8 protein-coding genes are annotated in these 15,005 nt (G+C 51.9%); 2 read left to right on the forward strand and 6 right to left on the reverse strand.

The features are described from left to right. Positions 1-54: 54 nt before the first annotated feature. The 6 genes from B036_RS0120235 to folD all read right to left on the reverse strand — a co-directional run bounded on the left by B036_RS0120235 (position 55) and on the right by folD (position 8,491). Positions 55-2,373, reverse strand: coding sequence for a TonB-dependent receptor (locus B036_RS0120235; RefSeq protein ID WP_020570560.1), 2,319 nt, complete (start codon positions 2,371-2,373; stop codon positions 55-57). Positions 2,374-2,450: 77 nt separating this feature from the next. Further along, a complete protein-coding gene (locus B036_RS0120240) occupies positions 2,451-2,921 on the reverse strand; it encodes a hypothetical protein (protein ID WP_020570561.1) in 471 nt (156 codons plus the stop codon). A gap of 315 nt (positions 2,922-3,236) precedes the next feature. Continuing rightward, complete coding sequence (locus B036_RS0120245; RefSeq protein WP_020570562.1) at positions 3,237-3,545, reverse strand: F0F1 ATP synthase subunit epsilon; 309 nt, start codon at positions 3,543-3,545, stop codon at positions 3,237-3,239. Between the two features lie 82 nt (positions 3,546-3,627). Further along, a complete protein-coding gene (gene atpD / locus B036_RS0120250) occupies positions 3,628-5,139 on the reverse strand; it encodes a F0F1 ATP synthase subunit beta (protein ID WP_020570563.1) in 1,512 nt (503 codons plus the stop codon). Between the two features lie 509 nt (positions 5,140-5,648). Next, positions 5,649-7,283, reverse strand: a complete 1,635-nt coding sequence (locus B036_RS0120260; RefSeq protein ID WP_020570565.1) for an ABC transporter permease — start codon at positions 7,281-7,283, stop codon at positions 5,649-5,651. Between the two features lie 326 nt (positions 7,284-7,609). Next, entirely contained in the window at positions 7,610-8,491 is an 882-nt protein-coding gene (folD, locus tag B036_RS0120265; protein WP_020570566.1) for a bifunctional methylenetetrahydrofolate dehydrogenase/methenyltetrahydrofolate cyclohydrolase FolD, read from the reverse strand. A 418-nt stretch (positions 8,492-8,909) separates the two neighbouring features. On the opposite strand from folD, the gene B036_RS0120270 reads away from it, so the two are divergent. Beyond that, positions 8,910-13,661: a T9SS C-terminal target domain-containing protein gene (locus tag B036_RS0120270; RefSeq protein ID WP_044103320.1), complete on the forward strand. Its 4,752-nt coding sequence runs from the start codon at positions 8,910-8,912 to the stop codon at positions 13,659-13,661. 24 nt (positions 13,662-13,685) lie between these two features. Continuing rightward, positions 13,686-14,780 carry a PorP/SprF family type IX secretion system membrane protein gene (locus tag B036_RS0120275; protein WP_044103323.1) on the forward strand — a complete coding sequence of 365 codons (1,095 nt, stop codon included), beginning with the start codon at positions 13,686-13,688 and terminating at the stop codon, positions 14,778-14,780. Positions 14,781-15,005: the final 225 nt, after the last annotated feature.

The following is a 15,005-nucleotide window of genomic DNA, read 5'->3' on the forward strand; positions in this document are numbered from 1 at the left end:
GTTGCAACCACTGCAACCCTTGCAACTTGCAACCTGCAACCTGCAACCTGCAACTCACTTCAACGTCCACCGAACCCCAGCATATGCCCGGGCACCGAAGATCGGTTGGTAGACCTGGGTGGCATCGAAATAGCCGCCGTCAAACGGTTCCCAGGCGCCGATGATGGCGTCCCGCTGCCGGCGATTGGTCAGGTTTTCGCCACCAAAGTAAAACTCGGTTTTAGCATTAGCGACGTAGGTCAGGTTCAGACTCAGCAGGCCGAAGGCCGGCGACGTTTGCGGGTGCGGCAGGAAAATATCTTCAGGAACCTGATCGAAGTCGATCAGCCGTTGCTCCCCTACCCACTGGTAATTGAGGTGTGCTTTAAAACGTGCACCGTCGTAACCCACCGTTGCGAGGGCCCGATGACGAGGCGTCAGTGGAACATCCCGCAGGCCATTCGTCGCGTAAGTCTGCTTTACGTCCTGGTACTTATATGCCAGTTTCACATCGATCAGCGGTAATATCTCATAATTGACGCTAAAAAGCAGGCTGTTGGCATAGCTGGCACCATCCAACTGGTACAACCTCAGGTTAGCAAGCTCCTGTTCAGCATCGACGATTACCTGGTTTTGAAATTCTGTGCGAAACACATCCAGCACTACCTGCATTTCCCGGCCTTTGACGATAAAGTCCCGGGTAAGATTAATGCCGTAATTCCAGGCAGTTTCCAGGCCAAGGAAGCCTGGGTTCTCTGCCGAAAGACCAGTATCCGACTCGTTACCGACAATAATCTCCCGGCTGCTGGGCAGCCAGTTCAGGTTATCAACCAACAGGTTTGGTGAACGCCAGCCCCGCCCGGCGCTCAACCGGATGGCCGTAGCTTCGTTGGGGTTATACTTCAAGTTCACCCGGGGGCTGAATTGATCTCCGCCAAGATTATGCCGGTCGGCCCGCAAACCAAGGATGGCCGTAAATGCGCGGAACGAAGCGCCTTCTTTAGCTTCCTCCCAACGGAAAGTGTACTCCCCGGAAACGCCTACGGTAGACTCCCCGCGGCTAAAGTCGCGGGAACCCAACGTCTCCGTAAAATCATCCATACGGGCGATACCACCCAGCGCCAGCTGGTGATTTTCGTTTCCGATTTGCGTATGGTACAGACCATTGAAATAACCCGATCGTTGCGTGCCACGATGGAATTCCCCTCCGTACTGGTTGTTCAGCTTGTGAAACGAGCCACTGTAAATTAGTCCAATAGATTGGTGTGGCTTGGCAAAACCGTAGTACCCCGTTTTACCCCATACTTCCAGGCTTTGATTGTCTTGTTCGATGATGTATGGATTAAGGGTCGGCTGGCCGTGGTCATGCACATTCTGCTGGCCGCCACTCCTCCGATCCTTTACCCCCAGAATATTCCACTGGCCTTCCCAATTGTCCGTCCCACGGCGGAACAGACGCAGCAAACCAACACCGGTACGCCGATCAGGCATGTCCTTAAAACGATCAAAGTCGAAGTCGTGCTTATTTTCCGTGAGGCTGGCATGGGCTGCAGCACCCAACCACAATGTAGGGGAGATTTGGTGGTTCATCAGCACATTGGCTTCTCCCCTACCCTGGCTCCCGGCAAAGAGGTTTACGTACAACTTCGGCCCATGGGGAGGCTTGATGAGTTCGGTATTAATCTCCCCGGTGATTCCCTGAGCACCATTTTCGAGGGAGCCGCTTCCTTTCCCGATCTGAATGCCTTCTACCCAGGGGCCAGGAATGAGGTCAAGCGCAAAGGGGCTGGCCAATCCATCGAGCATTGGCCTTTTCTCCAGGGTGAGTTGTGTGTAGTTCCCCTTCAGCCCCAGGACCTGAATTTCCCGACGACCGGTCAGTGGGTCCCCGTAAGTAAGGTCCACCACCGGGCTGTTTTCAAAACTCTCCGCCAGACTGCAGCAGGGAGCCTTGCGAAGTTCCTTACTGGAGATGGATTCTATGTTCCGGCTATTTAGCAGAGAAGCGGAGCGGCCGTTATCACGGGCAGTAACTTCAACTGCATCGAGAGAAGTGCCTGCTTCGGTCAGGACGACGTTGAGGGGGAAGGTAAGCGTATCAAGCCAGAATTCACGGGTGGTAAAGCCGAGGTAGGAAATGCGAAAGCGGTCCTTACCCGCTACATTGTCCAGGTAAAACTTGCCTTCGGCATCAACAGTTGTACCGCCACCCTCGAGCCAACTGACGGTGGCACCGGTCATGAAATAATCGTCCTCGTCAACTACATCACCATGGATTTGAGCAGTTAAGAAGTAGGGAAAAAGTAGAATAAAAGCGAAGAGATTCAGCAACTTAGGGCGCGGCCGCAGGTGCAGTGAAAGCTCGTTGAAGAGCAGGGGTCGAAGAACAAACATTGGATAAGTTGATTTAGCATTGAATATGACATTGACGGTTCGTTCGGCCAGCTGGGCCGAAGCAAATCAATGTTCCGCTAAATCAAAAAGGTTTGGTGGGCCACCAACAGCTCGCGACCGCCGTACCGGGGCGGAGGATCTGGCCCGCGGATGAGCATAATGCTTACACGCTCTACCTCAGGTAGTTGCTGCCAATAGGGAGCGCCCGGTAAAGCGACTAACGTGGTACCATCTACGTTCCAATCAGAGAGTTCGTGGACAAAGTCCACGTCCAGTTGAGCGACAATGGTTTCTTCATTTCCGCAACCATGCTTATCCTCTATCGATTGGCAAGCATCCGTAGCCAGGCAACAGGCCGACTTAACCTCAGCCACGAGTGCCTTCGGTGCTTCCTCATGCTCGCATTCATGGTCCTGCATGGATATGCTCAACCACTGCTCGCCTTTACACAGGCAGTAGACCCGTTGCAACGGCAAACCTATGCTAACAACCAATAAATAGATCGTTAACCAGGGAGAAAACCGCCTTGCAAGATTACGAATTGGCATTCGGCAAAGATAGTATTATCGGAGGGTAAATGCGCCCAATAAATAGTTAACGCATGGAACAATCCCAAGGTTGTTCGCCGGCTACAGCAGGCTTACATAATGGTCGAAACCGACCAACGGATACTTTTCCGGGTGTATAGAAGGGGCAGAAACGGCAAAACCCGTCTGACGGCATGAGAGAGCAAAGCTTCCTAAAATTTTCTCTGCCCTGCCCCGATAGCTATCGGACCGCCAAGCTGATGACAACAAAAATCCCCGACCAGCGCAAGCTGATCAGGGATCAATATTTCGTGAGTGCAACTTAGTGAGCAAATACTATCGTATGTTGCGAGCGCCCTGTACCAGCAGGTTTACTTCATTATTGAGGACTTCGACGAAACCCTGATCAATAGTAAAAGTGAGGGACCGTGCGCCGGAACCTTCAGCCGCTTCATTAGCGTCTTCGTCGTAGAGCATATAAGCACCACCTGCCGTTTCAAGCGTCACTTTGCCTTCAGACAATGCGGAAACCAACGGTGCGTGATTGTTCAGCAGTTGGAAAGAACCTTCAACGCCGGGCAAGCTCACACTCGTGATGGAGCCGGAGAAGATGGTGCAATCGGGGGTTAGAACGGAAATGGTCATATTGGACTATTAGTCTGTTGGACTATTGGTCTGTTGGTGCAAAGGCCTAATAGACCAATAGAACAACAGACCAATAGACTAATTACGCTTTAGCAAGTTCAGCCTCGCCCTTAGCGATAGCATCTTCGATGGTACCGACCAGGTTGAAGGAGTTCTCTGAGTACTTATCCACCTCACCGTCCATGATCATGTTGAAGCCTTTGATCGTATCCTTAATGTCTACGAATACGCCTTTAAGACCGGTAAACTGCTCGGCAACGTGGAAAGGCTGGCTGAGGAAACGTTCCACACGGCGGGCGCGGGAAACGATCAGCTTGTCTTCTTCGCTGAGTTCGTCAAGGCCGAGGATGGCAATGATGTCCTGTAGTTCGTTGTAGCGAGCCAGGATGTTGATCACCCGCTGGGCAGTGTTGTAGTGCTCTTCACCAATGATGGCCGGATCAAGGATACGTGACGTAGAGTCAAGCGGATCCACGGCTGGGTAGATACCTTTCGAAGCAATCTTACGGTTAAGTACCGTTGTTGCGTCAAGGTGAGCAAAGGTTGTTGCGGGAGCGGGGTCAGTAAGGTCATCCGCAGGTACGTATACCGCCTGTACGGAGGTAATAGAACCACGCTTGGTGGAAGTAATCCGTTCCTGCATGACACCCATTTCGGTGGCCAGTGTTGGCTGGTAACCTACGGCAGAAGGCATACGGCCCAGAAGGGCTGACACTTCGGAACCGGCTTGGGTAAAGCGGAAGATGTTGTCTACGAAGAAGAGGATATCACGGCCACCGGTTGGGTCACTGAGGTCACCGTCACGGTAGTACTCTGCGATGGTCAGACCAGAAAGGGCTACCCGGGCACGTGCTCCGGGAGGCTCGTTCATCTGGCCGAATACGAAGGTTGCTTTGGATTCTTCCAATTCCTTCATGTCAACCAGACTGAGGTCCCAACCGCCTTTTTCCATGTCGTGCATGAACTTCTCGCCGTACCGGATGATGTTGGATTCCAACATCTCACGGAGCAGGTCATTACCCTCACGGGTACGCTCACCAACACCGGCAAATACGGAGATACCTTCGTAACCTACAGCAATATTGTTGATCAGTTCCTGAATCAGTACGGTCTTACCTACACCAGCACCACCGAACAGACCAATCTTACCACCTTTGGTGTAAGGCTCGATCAGGTCGATCACTTTGATACCCGTGAAGAGTGGTTCTTTTTCCGTGGAAAGGTCTTCGAACTTAGGTGGTGTGTTGTGGATGGGGCGGGCATCAGCACCTTTTGGCACTGCAGCCATACCGTCAATCGGCTCACCAACTACGTTAAAGAGACGTCCTTTAATTGCGTCACCAATTGGCATGGCGATGGCACGGCCGGTATCCGTTACCTTAGTACCACGGGTAAGACCGTCAGTGGCCTCCATAGAAATGGTACGGACAGAATCTTCGCCAAGGTGCTGCTGCACTTCCAAAACGATGATTTCGCCGTTGGGGCGGGTGATCTCAAGGGCGTTCAGAATAGCGGGAAGGGCGTTGCCTTCACCACTGAAATCTACGTCGACCACGGGGCCGATAACCTGCTTTACTTTACCGATATTTGCCATGTAGCTATGCTTGTTGGTATAGAGGGGGTTGCTAATTGAGCCGCAAAAGTACGATGAATTAGGGAAGTGACAAAGGAAAATTGTTGGGATGTTAAAAGTAGTTGGCAGTTGGTAGTTCTTAGTCGCTAGTTCAGTAGTTCAATAGCAGGCAACTTCAGGGGTAATTGCCCTCAGGCATTCGCTTTCTCTACGGGAAACTAGTGGCTTGTCTCACCCCCCCCTACCAGCCTTAGACACAATGATTATTGACCGGAAAAGTATCGCACACCAATCTCTGTGTCTAAGCGCCAAGGGTAAATTTTGGCGGTTACATCCTCCACAGAAGAAGTGAGATATTGCTGGAACCCCATTCCGCAAAACAGCCCGAATTTTGGGAAAATGAGAAAATTGATTCCAGCACCAATCCGCACTACAGTATTGAATTCTCTGGCTGCAGGCTCCCCGAACGGGTCTTCATCTAAATCCGCAAATGGTTCTTCATTATTAAAGACTCTCCTGGTATCGATAAACTACTTAACGACCAAAACCTCCATCTCCAAATCCATGTCCCGCGCATAACGCCGCAGTAAAAGGTTGGCCTCCGCTTCGGTCTGCACCGGTTCTCCCAGATAAAGCAAATAGCCGGGGGCTCCTTCTTCCAGGCAATCCGCCAGCAACACTGAGGCGGGGATGGAAAAGTTGGTATTCAGCTCTTTGGCTCGCTCAATGGCAATATCGTAGACGGGATACAGCCCTTCCAGCAGGATCAGGCCGGAAGCGTCGACGCGGCCCAGCGGGCCGCAGCCATAACTCCGCTCGATGGTTCCGCCTGCGGCGTACCGAAAATATTGAATGGCATTAGCAGCGGGGCGGGTTGGCGCAACGATGGGTTTACCGATCAGCTCCGGCGTCAAGTCCAATTCGGTCTGGTACCCAGCCTCAGCGGCAGTGATCGAATGGTCATATTCCCCTTCCAACACTTCTGGTACTTCGTCAGAATCATCGGGTGTTTCTGCGGATTCCAGGTGTTCCAGGTCCGGAGCGGCAGCAACCTGTCCGGGACGACGTTCCTGCGACCAGTCTGACTGTACCCAGGCTAAACCTCCAAAGGTCAGGAAGGAGGAAATTCCTATCACGAATACCCACCACGATAATTCATAGTACCCTGGTCGTTTCCGAATCTCATCGGGATATAAAGACCTTATGGCGTGGCGAATCCGCCAGCGCAGACTTTTCATTAATCGCATGGGCTGCTTGAACCATGGCGTCTTTCCTTTTTTTGCGGGAACGATCGTTGCGGCATAGTTGTCGTTACGCAGCAGAACGGGCGTATAGTTTTCCACCGAAAGGGGGTCCGTGTATCCGTCCGTCGGTACTGGCGGAGCGGGCGTTTTTCCGGGCGCGGCCGCAGGTGCATTTTTCGAACCAAGGGGCAGGCGTTTGCGCAGGCCTTCGATCAGCTTCGGCGGCGAAGCCGCCGCTGCCACCCACACGGGTAAACGTGATCGCCGGCCCTCAAACTGGTCCACATGGCTCGGCTCGATGAGCCACCGTACCTTATTATCAGGCTGTATTTCCATTAAACCGAATCCGAAGCGCAGGCATTGTCGCTGTAATTCGCGGTAAAAACGGTTGGAGCGACGCTCAGAAGCGATGTTGGAAAATATCTTCTGGTCGTACGCCACCCATTGTGCGTCAGCATGAAACCTCATGAACTGAGCAATGGCATAGATGTAGCGGTAGTACCGCAGCTGGCTCAACCCCAGCCCGGCTATGGCCCACAGCACCAGGAATATGTTCAGTAATAAAAAGTAAACAGCGGGCCGTCCGTAAGACTGCCAAAGGTTCACCCCCTGCACCTGCGTCCCCGCCATAAAAAGCGCCATTACCGCCAGGGTAATCACCAGCGCGTGCACTCCGATCCGAAAATAGTTGACCCGATACAGCACCTCGTGAGCCTGATCAATTCCCGATGCCTCAACGGTTGCCGTAAACCAATTCAGGTCCGGTTTTTGGTAGGCCAGGCGCGCATCAATCGTGACGCCTTCGTAATAATGAGGCTTATGCACCACCCGCGTTCCGCTCGTTCCCGAACGGGGACGAAGTTTGTAATGCTGACGCAGAAAATTAATGGCCAGGCCACGTATGTTTTGCTCTGTGTACATGTGGTTGGGCGAAGATACGGTTTCAGGTTGCAGGTTTCAGGTTGCAGGTTGCAGGTTGTAGGTTGCAAGTTTCAGGTTGTAGGTTGCAGGTTGCAGGTTGCAGGTTGCAAAATTGCCAGAGGCAATTCAGCAAAATTTTTCTTGGCATCTTTTTAAAAAATTCTCCTCATCACGAACGGAGTAAACTGTCTTGTGCGGTAGCCAATCACATATCGCATATCCCAGTAGCGAAGCGAGCTGCCCTATGCGGTAGCCTACCTACTACCCACTCCCAAGGGCGAAGCCCGTCTACCAAGAAAAAGAGCGAAGCGACTTTCCGTCTATTATTAAGCGTGCGATGCACGCTTGCTTGCCTTTAAAGTATTCATCAACAAAGACACCACGGTCATCGGCCCTACCCCACCCGGTACCGGAGTCATGGCAGAGACTTTACTTTCCAGGCCTTTATAGTCCACGTCGCCACATAAGCGATAACCACGGTCGCGGGTGGCGTCGTCGACCCGGTTGATGCCAACGTCGATGATGACGGCACCTTCTTTGACCATATCAGCGGTCACCATTTCCGGAATACCAATCGCGGCCACCAGAATATCGGCACGTCGGGTATGGAATTCCATGTCTTTTGTCCGGCTGTGGCACATGGTAACGGTGGCGTTGCCAGGGTTCCCCTTCCTGCTGAGGAGAATGCTCATTGGCGTTCCAACGATGTTGGAGCGGCCCAGAACCACTACTTCTTTCCCACTGGTTTCGATGCCGTAGCGATCAAGCATCGTCATGATACCATTGGGCGTAGCGGGCAGATAAGCCGGTAGCCCCAGGGTCATCATTCCGATGTTTACGGGGGTAAAGCCATCGACGTCTTTTTTCGGGTCAATGGCCAGGTTGATGGCATCCTCATCCAGGTGTTTGGGCAACGGCAACTGTACGATGAAGCCATCCACGTCGGGGTCTTTGTTCAGCTGATCGACAATCTCTAGAAGCTCAGTCTGGGTAACGTCGGCTCCCCGCCGGATCAGGGTTGACTTAAAACCTACCTTTTCGCAACTCCGCACCTTGTTCCGAACGTAAACCTGAGAAGCGGGGTCTTCCCCCACCAGAACAGCGGCCAAATGCGGAATTTTTCCACCGGCAAGTCGGATCGTATCTACTTCTAGCTTCAATTCTTCCTTAATTGTCCCTGCAAGGGCCTTCCCATCCAATACTTTCATGACTAATTACGTTTTGCGCCAAAGATATAATACACGCGTTGACTAAAATTGAAAAGTGTCAGATGAGCCATTTTAGGAGGCCGGATTGTTTCTGATCTGGATTATGTTACACCCGATGCAGCATTTTCTGGTTTGGCACGGTCTTACTCAGGTACAAATGACTCAACGTTTCAATTGGTCAATGAGGACTTAAGTTTTTGCCAGGGATTCTTCTTCCTGTCCTGCCTTTAGTCGCCTCCGGGTTTTGTCGCACAACTGTCCGTGACTTTTCCTAGTGGGCGGCTACCTTTGCGTCCTCCCCATGCAACCCTGACCTCTGGCAGAAGCATGGTGTTCGAATATCTAAAGCGTTTCTTGCCAGGCTATTAGTCAGGCGCGAACGCAGGTGCCAAGAATTATTTCTACCAACCTTCCACAGATGCCTCAAATCTACACTCGATCTATTTTTCTTTTGTTTTCTCTGTTTACGCTTGGCGGAGCCATGCAAGGACAAAACATCCGGATTTCCCAGGGAGGTCAGGTAGAAACCTGTACTGGTATATTTTATGACGCCGGTGGCGCTATGGGGAATCATTCAGCCGATGGATCGACGCAACAGATAACACTTTGCTCTAACAACGGGGGTGCGCTGACGCATATGCGGGTGACCTTTCAGAGTTTGGACATTGATGGTACACTGCGGGTATTTAACGGTAATGATATTAACGCTCCGGAATTCCCCCCCATTACCGGCGCTGATGGGCCGGGCTTCAGCGTTGCCGCTACGGAGAGCAATAACACGGGCTGCCTGACTTTCCTTTTTACCAGTACGGGTAGTGAAGCTGGCTGGGCTGCATCAATAAGTTGTAACCGGAGTTGTCAAACCATTGAAGGTTTAATTACTGCCGTTCCGGCGTCGCTCCCCGATCCCGACGGCTACATAGACATCTGCCCTGGTGACCAGATTACCCTAACCGCCGAGGGCATTTACCCTGAAAACGGCCGCCGGTACTCACAAAGTGATGCTACCTCTATTTTTACCTGGAACTTTCAGGACGGAACGGTGCTTTCCGGCCAAAATCTGACCACCGTATCCCATACTTATGACGAGCCTGGAGGCTACTCTATCCAACTGATCATTGAAGATGCAGATGGGTGCTCCAACACCAATCGGATTCGGCAGAAAGTCCGTGTAGCTCCGCCACCGCTTTTTACCGCACCAACTAATTTACCTGATAACCTTTGTGTAGGTGAAGAGATAGTCCTTACCGTTGGCCGGCAAGGTGGTGGGAACGACGTCAACTTCAATCCCGAACCCGTAGAATTTACTTTTGCAACCAGCCAGACCCGTAGTGAATTAACCCCACTCCCCGATGGAAACGGTACGGAATATAGCAGCCCGCTGGTCTTCTCCAATTTTAACCCTGGCCAGACCCTCGGTCAGGCTAGTGACCTCGTACGCATTTGTGCGAGCATGGAACACAGTTACCTCGGCGATCTCGACATCTGGATAACCTGTCCGGACGGTAGCCGACTTGACCTGCATAACTATTTTCGAGGCAACTCCGTAGAACGACAATTACTTGGACGGGGCGATCGAAATACCACAACGGCAGACCCTCCCGGTCTGTATTGCTGGACGGCCAGTGCGCCCCGCACCATGACCCAGGTAGTAACCAGAAACAACATCGGTCCCAACCAAACCATGCCGGAGATTGATTATGCCGCCGAAGACCCCTTTAGTACGTTAGTAGGCTGTCCGCTCAACGGGGAATGGAGCCTGAACATAAGGGACAACATTACCATGGACAATGGCTACATCTACGAATGGTCGATAGAATTTGCCAACTCACTCTACCCGGAACAGGAGTCATTCTTTGTCCCCGTCAACGATTTCCGCTTTGAGAATTTCGATAACTTTAGTTTTTACGGAACAGATTCAGTGGTATTTGCTGGCCAGAACCCAGGACCAAATAATATCCGCATCATTTCTACGGACGACTACAGCTGTGTCTACGATACCTTTATAACCATAAACATCCTCCCTCCATACGACCCAGCGTGTAGTACCTGTGGTCCATTGGTAGACCGAAGTGTGCTCGATACGGCGATCTGTCTGGGAGAAAGCTTTACGCCCCAGGTAGCGGGCGCTGTTTCTACCTCCTATGAACAGACTTTTGAGTCTTATGTCAACGCTACCTTCGGCGAACCATTATTTCCTCGTTCAGCAGAAGCACTGAGCAATGTCATTCCCATTAGTGGCTTCACGCCAGATCGCATCACCAACGTGAATACAGACCTACTAAGCGTCTGTCTCGACCTGGAAAACACCGGAGACCTCAGCGACGTAACGATTCAGTTAGTAGCCCCCAACGGACGGGTTCTCACCCTGATCGAAAATTTTGGCGGTAACGGGGAGGACCTTAATCAGACCTGCTTCAGCCCGGTTGCTTCAATGCCGCTCAGCAGCGGGACGGCTCCTTATACAGGTTCCTTCCAGGCGTCTGGTGGCGGCTGGACGGCCTTTAACACCAGCCAGATCAACGGGAATTGGGAATTACTTGCTTGGGATGATCGGGGCAATGACCTCGGGGAGCTCATCCGATGGTCAATAACCTTCAATTACGACCGTGGTTTCACGTACGCCTGGACCCCCAATGATGGTAACCTTTCGTGTACTGATTGTCCTAATCCTACCATTACGCCAACCAGTCCAATTACCTACACTTTGAATGTGATGACGGCAGACGGTTGCACCGACCAGGCAAACGTTAACATTACCATCAATACACTGGACGTAGCGGTGGCAGAATCATTGACCAACCCTTCCTGTCCAGGCACCAATACCGGATCCATTGACCTGACCGTAACCGGCAACGAAGCAGCTTATTTTTATGCCTGGAGTGACGGCCCTGCTGTTACCGAAGACCGGAACAACCTGGCTGCCGGGTCTTACACGGTTTCCGTTTCAAATACAGATGGCTGTGAAGAAGTTTTCACTTACGAACTTACGGAAAGACCATTGTTGAACATTACCCTCGACGAAGTTATTGACGTTTCCTGCTTCGGTGGTTCTACGGGACAGATAAGAGTAACCACCACCGGTGGCACACCTCCTTATTCCTTCCTTTGGGACGATCCTAACGCACAGGACGATGAGGATGCAGGAGCACTTACCATTGGCACTTACAATCTTGTGGTCACCGATGATGTAGGGTGTACCGCGACCTTTAGCGCTACAGTAAATCAACCGGACGACCTGGCTGTGACCTTCCGGTCGCAGAACGTTGCCTGTAGAAATGGCAACGATGGTTACGCTGTGGCTGTACCAGCGGGTGGGAATGGCGGTTATACTTACGCCTGGTCCAATTCCGGAAACCAAGACAGTATTTTCAACCTTTCGGCGGGCACCTTTGAAGTCACAGTAACCGACCAACTGGGCTGTATGACCGTCAACCGGGTTACCCTTCTGGAGCCAGCTACTCCGCTTACTGCCACAATTGCCCAAACGGAACAGGGATGTTTCAATGCTTCGGCAAACCGTGCGGAGGTTATACCCTCCGGCGGTAGCCCAGGTTACGGTTATTTATGGAGTAATGGTGAAATCACAGCCGAAGCAATTGCGCTACCGTCTGGCCAAAACAGTGTTACGGTTACTGATGCCGGTGGCTGTGCGCAGGTATTTAATGTCCTTTTGCAGGACCTGCCCGAAATAACCATTAATATTATCGCAACCGTGCCTAGCTGTAACGACCGCACCGATGGCCGACTTGGAGCCATCCCTACTGGTGGTGCCGGCACCCGGGAGTCTGATTATTCTTACCTGTGGTCTAACAATGGTAATGGAGTTGCCATTATTAACCTTCCTGGGAATGTCCTTTACAGCGTTACCGTTACCGGCCCTCGTGGTTGTACCGGAGAAGCATCGCGCTTCCTTCCAGCGCCTCCTCCCATCACCTTCACCATCGACGAAACGCCGGTCACCTGCTTTGGTGAATCAAATGGCGGGCTGACCATTCGTAATATCGGAGGACCGAACGTTGGCAATTTTGACCTTCAGTGGAATGCAGCAGCGGGTGGCGGGACGTCTCCTACCGTTAGTGGGTTGCCAGCAGGGACTAATTACGGTCTGGTGATTACTGATATAGAGGGCTGTTCAGTCGACACAATGTTGACGATTTCTGAGCCTCCGGTACTGGGAACAGTCTTCAATAAAATTGATGTGAGTTGCTTCGGAGAGTTAGATGGACGGCTTTCAGCACTTGGCTCCGGTGGTGTAGGTGGCTACCAATATGCGTGGAGTACCGGAAGTAACCAGAATCAGTTGGCTGGCCTTCCTGCCGGCACTTATACCCTGACCATAACTGATGCTAACCAATGTGAAGACATCAACAGTATTGAGGTACTTCAACCCGATGAAATAAGCGTAATGGCCACCAGTGAGGCCGTCATCTGCCAGGGCGAGGCTACGGGCACAATCTTCACCTCTGGAACAGGTGGGCGTCAGCCTTACCTTTTCGGTCTTGGAAACCAGGGCTTTACTCGTAATTCGACTTTCATTGGCTTGTCAGCGGGCACATATACAGCATTTATCCGGGACAGCTCCGGCTGCCAGGCATCTACCACCGTAGCGGTTGTTGATGGCCCTGAATTCAGCCTTGTTCTCCCGGCGGACTCTACCATTATTTTTGGGGACAGCATTGACCTGGTACCTGTGGTAACCGGCGGAATTGATACCATCATCTATAATTGGAGAGGATCCTATGAAGGTACTTTGAGTTGCCTTGATTGTCCGGAGCCAGTGGCTAAGCCTGAATATGAAATCGATTACAGTCTGGTCATCACAGATGGCAACGGATGTTCTGCCGACGACCGGTTCCGGGTAAGCGTTCGTAAGATTCGCGAGGTGGCAGTTCCTACCGGATTCACGCCTAATGGTGACCTGCAGAATGACCGGTTGATCGTACATGGTCGGCCCGGGACGAAGGTCGTCAGCTTTGCCGTCTATGATCGTTGGGCGAACCTGCTGTATGAAGCCAATGATTTTGATGTAAACGACGTAGGAATGGGATGGGACGGAACCAGTAAGGGCCAACCCGTTAATGCAGGCGTATACCTGTATAAGCTGGTCATTGAATATGAAGACAACTCCCGGGAAATCTTATCGGGAGAAACCACCCTAATCCGATAACTGCAGCCGGCAGACATCGAATTCATGCCTTTGAAAACTTACCTCCAGTTGAATACTTTCTCAAAATTTCTGCCCGTTGCTTGCTTGCTTTTGCTTCCTTTTTTGGCGCGATCGCAGGATGCAAGGTATAGTTCGATGGCAGCCTCGCCTCAATTGATCAACCCGGCGATGACGGGGCTGATGAACGGTCAGTTGCGATTCACCGCCAACTTCCGTGACCTCTACTCCAGCACATTGAGCTCGGAAGGGCTCAAAAGTGTTGCTGCGGGACTGGAATTGCGCCGGCCGGCCGGTAATGGCAACTTCTTCGGCCTCGGTCTTCAATTACAGCAGGATGAAGCCGGAGCAAGTGATTTTAAGCGTAACCAGGTCCTGCTGAGCTTTAGCTACCAACAATTTCTCGGTGGCAGCCGGAGGCGCGGTACCGGTCACTACCTGGCAGGCGGCGGGCAGTTTGGCGCAGCCAGCCGGGGACTCGATTTAAACAAGCTTTGGTTCTCTAACCAATATTTCGTCAATGGCGCAACGCGGGATTCTTATATTGACACGAACCTTCCAACGGGCGAAGGTATTTCGGGAGCGGGGAGTAGCCTTTACCTTGACACTAACGTTGGACTGGGATGGTTTGCCAATTTTGGAGATCGAATGGGGGCTTACCTCGGTGTAGCCGCTTACCACCTTACCAAGCCTGACGTTTCTCCTATTGCCGGCAACGTCGATGAACTCGACCAGCGAATCGTCATCCATGGCGGTGGAGAAATACCACTGGGTAGTGGAGATATGAGTTTGTTGCCTGCCTTCAGGTTTATGGATCAGGGACCAGGTTACGAGGCATTGTTCGGCACTAACCTCCGCTATACTGAACGGGAGTGGAAGGAGGTTGCTTTGCGCGCAGGTCTTTGGGCCCAGATCAGCAACCAGCTAACGGATAGCCCAGGTCTCAATGCCATGATCGTTTCCGTTGGCCTGGAGACCGAGCGAATTCAATTCGGTATCAACTATGATATCTCCGCCGGGCAAATCGGCACCATTTCCAATAGTCGGGGAGGGTGGGAATTAAGCATGATTTACGTTCAGCCAGCTAAATACCGTGACAAAGTCATTTGTCCGAAGTTCTAAGCCTCTCCCTTGCTTCCGTCAACCATAATTGCACCTGCGGCCGCGCCTTCTTCAAGAGAGGAAAGTGGTCCCAACATTTTTTGCCTCAACCTGAGACCATCCCCTATGCCCCAGTAGTTTAAAGAAAATTCGGGACATCCACCGAATACGGAATATTAACCTATGGAAGACCCCCTCTGCCTTCTATTTTGGACTTATATTTGCAGGCAACTATATTAAGGACGA

The organism is Neolewinella persica DSM 23188 (genome assembly GCF_000373105.1).
Taxonomy (GTDB): Bacteria; Bacteroidota; Bacteroidia; order Chitinophagales; family Saprospiraceae; genus Neolewinella; species Neolewinella persica.

Excerpts from the sequence above, each read along its gene's own strand:
- B036_RS0120235 (WP_020570560.1), bottom strand. The coding sequence starts at position 2,373 with ATGTTTGTTCTTCGACCCCTGCTCTTCAACGAGCTTTCACTGCACCTG.
- B036_RS0120240 (WP_020570561.1), bottom strand. The coding sequence starts at position 2,921 with ATGCCAATTCGTAATCTTGCAAGGCGGTTTTCTCCCTGGTTAACGATC.
- B036_RS0120245 (WP_020570562.1), bottom strand. The coding sequence starts at position 3,545 with ATGACCATTTCCGTTCTAACCCCCGATTGCACCATCTTCTCCGGCTCC.
- atpD (WP_020570563.1), bottom strand. The coding sequence starts at position 5,139 with ATGGCAAATATCGGTAAAGTAAAGCAGGTTATCGGCCCCGTGGTCGAC.
- B036_RS0120260 (WP_020570565.1), bottom strand. The coding sequence starts at position 7,283 with ATGTACACAGAGCAAAACATACGTGGCCTGGCCATTAATTTTCTGCGT.
- folD (WP_020570566.1), bottom strand. The coding sequence starts at position 8,491 with ATGAAAGTATTGGATGGGAAGGCCCTTGCAGGGACAATTAAGGAAGAA.
- B036_RS0120270 (WP_044103320.1), top strand. The coding sequence starts at position 8,910 with ATGCCTCAAATCTACACTCGATCTATTTTTCTTTTGTTTTCTCTGTTT.
- B036_RS0120275 (WP_044103323.1), top strand. The coding sequence starts at position 13,686 with ATGCCTTTGAAAACTTACCTCCAGTTGAATACTTTCTCAAAATTTCTG.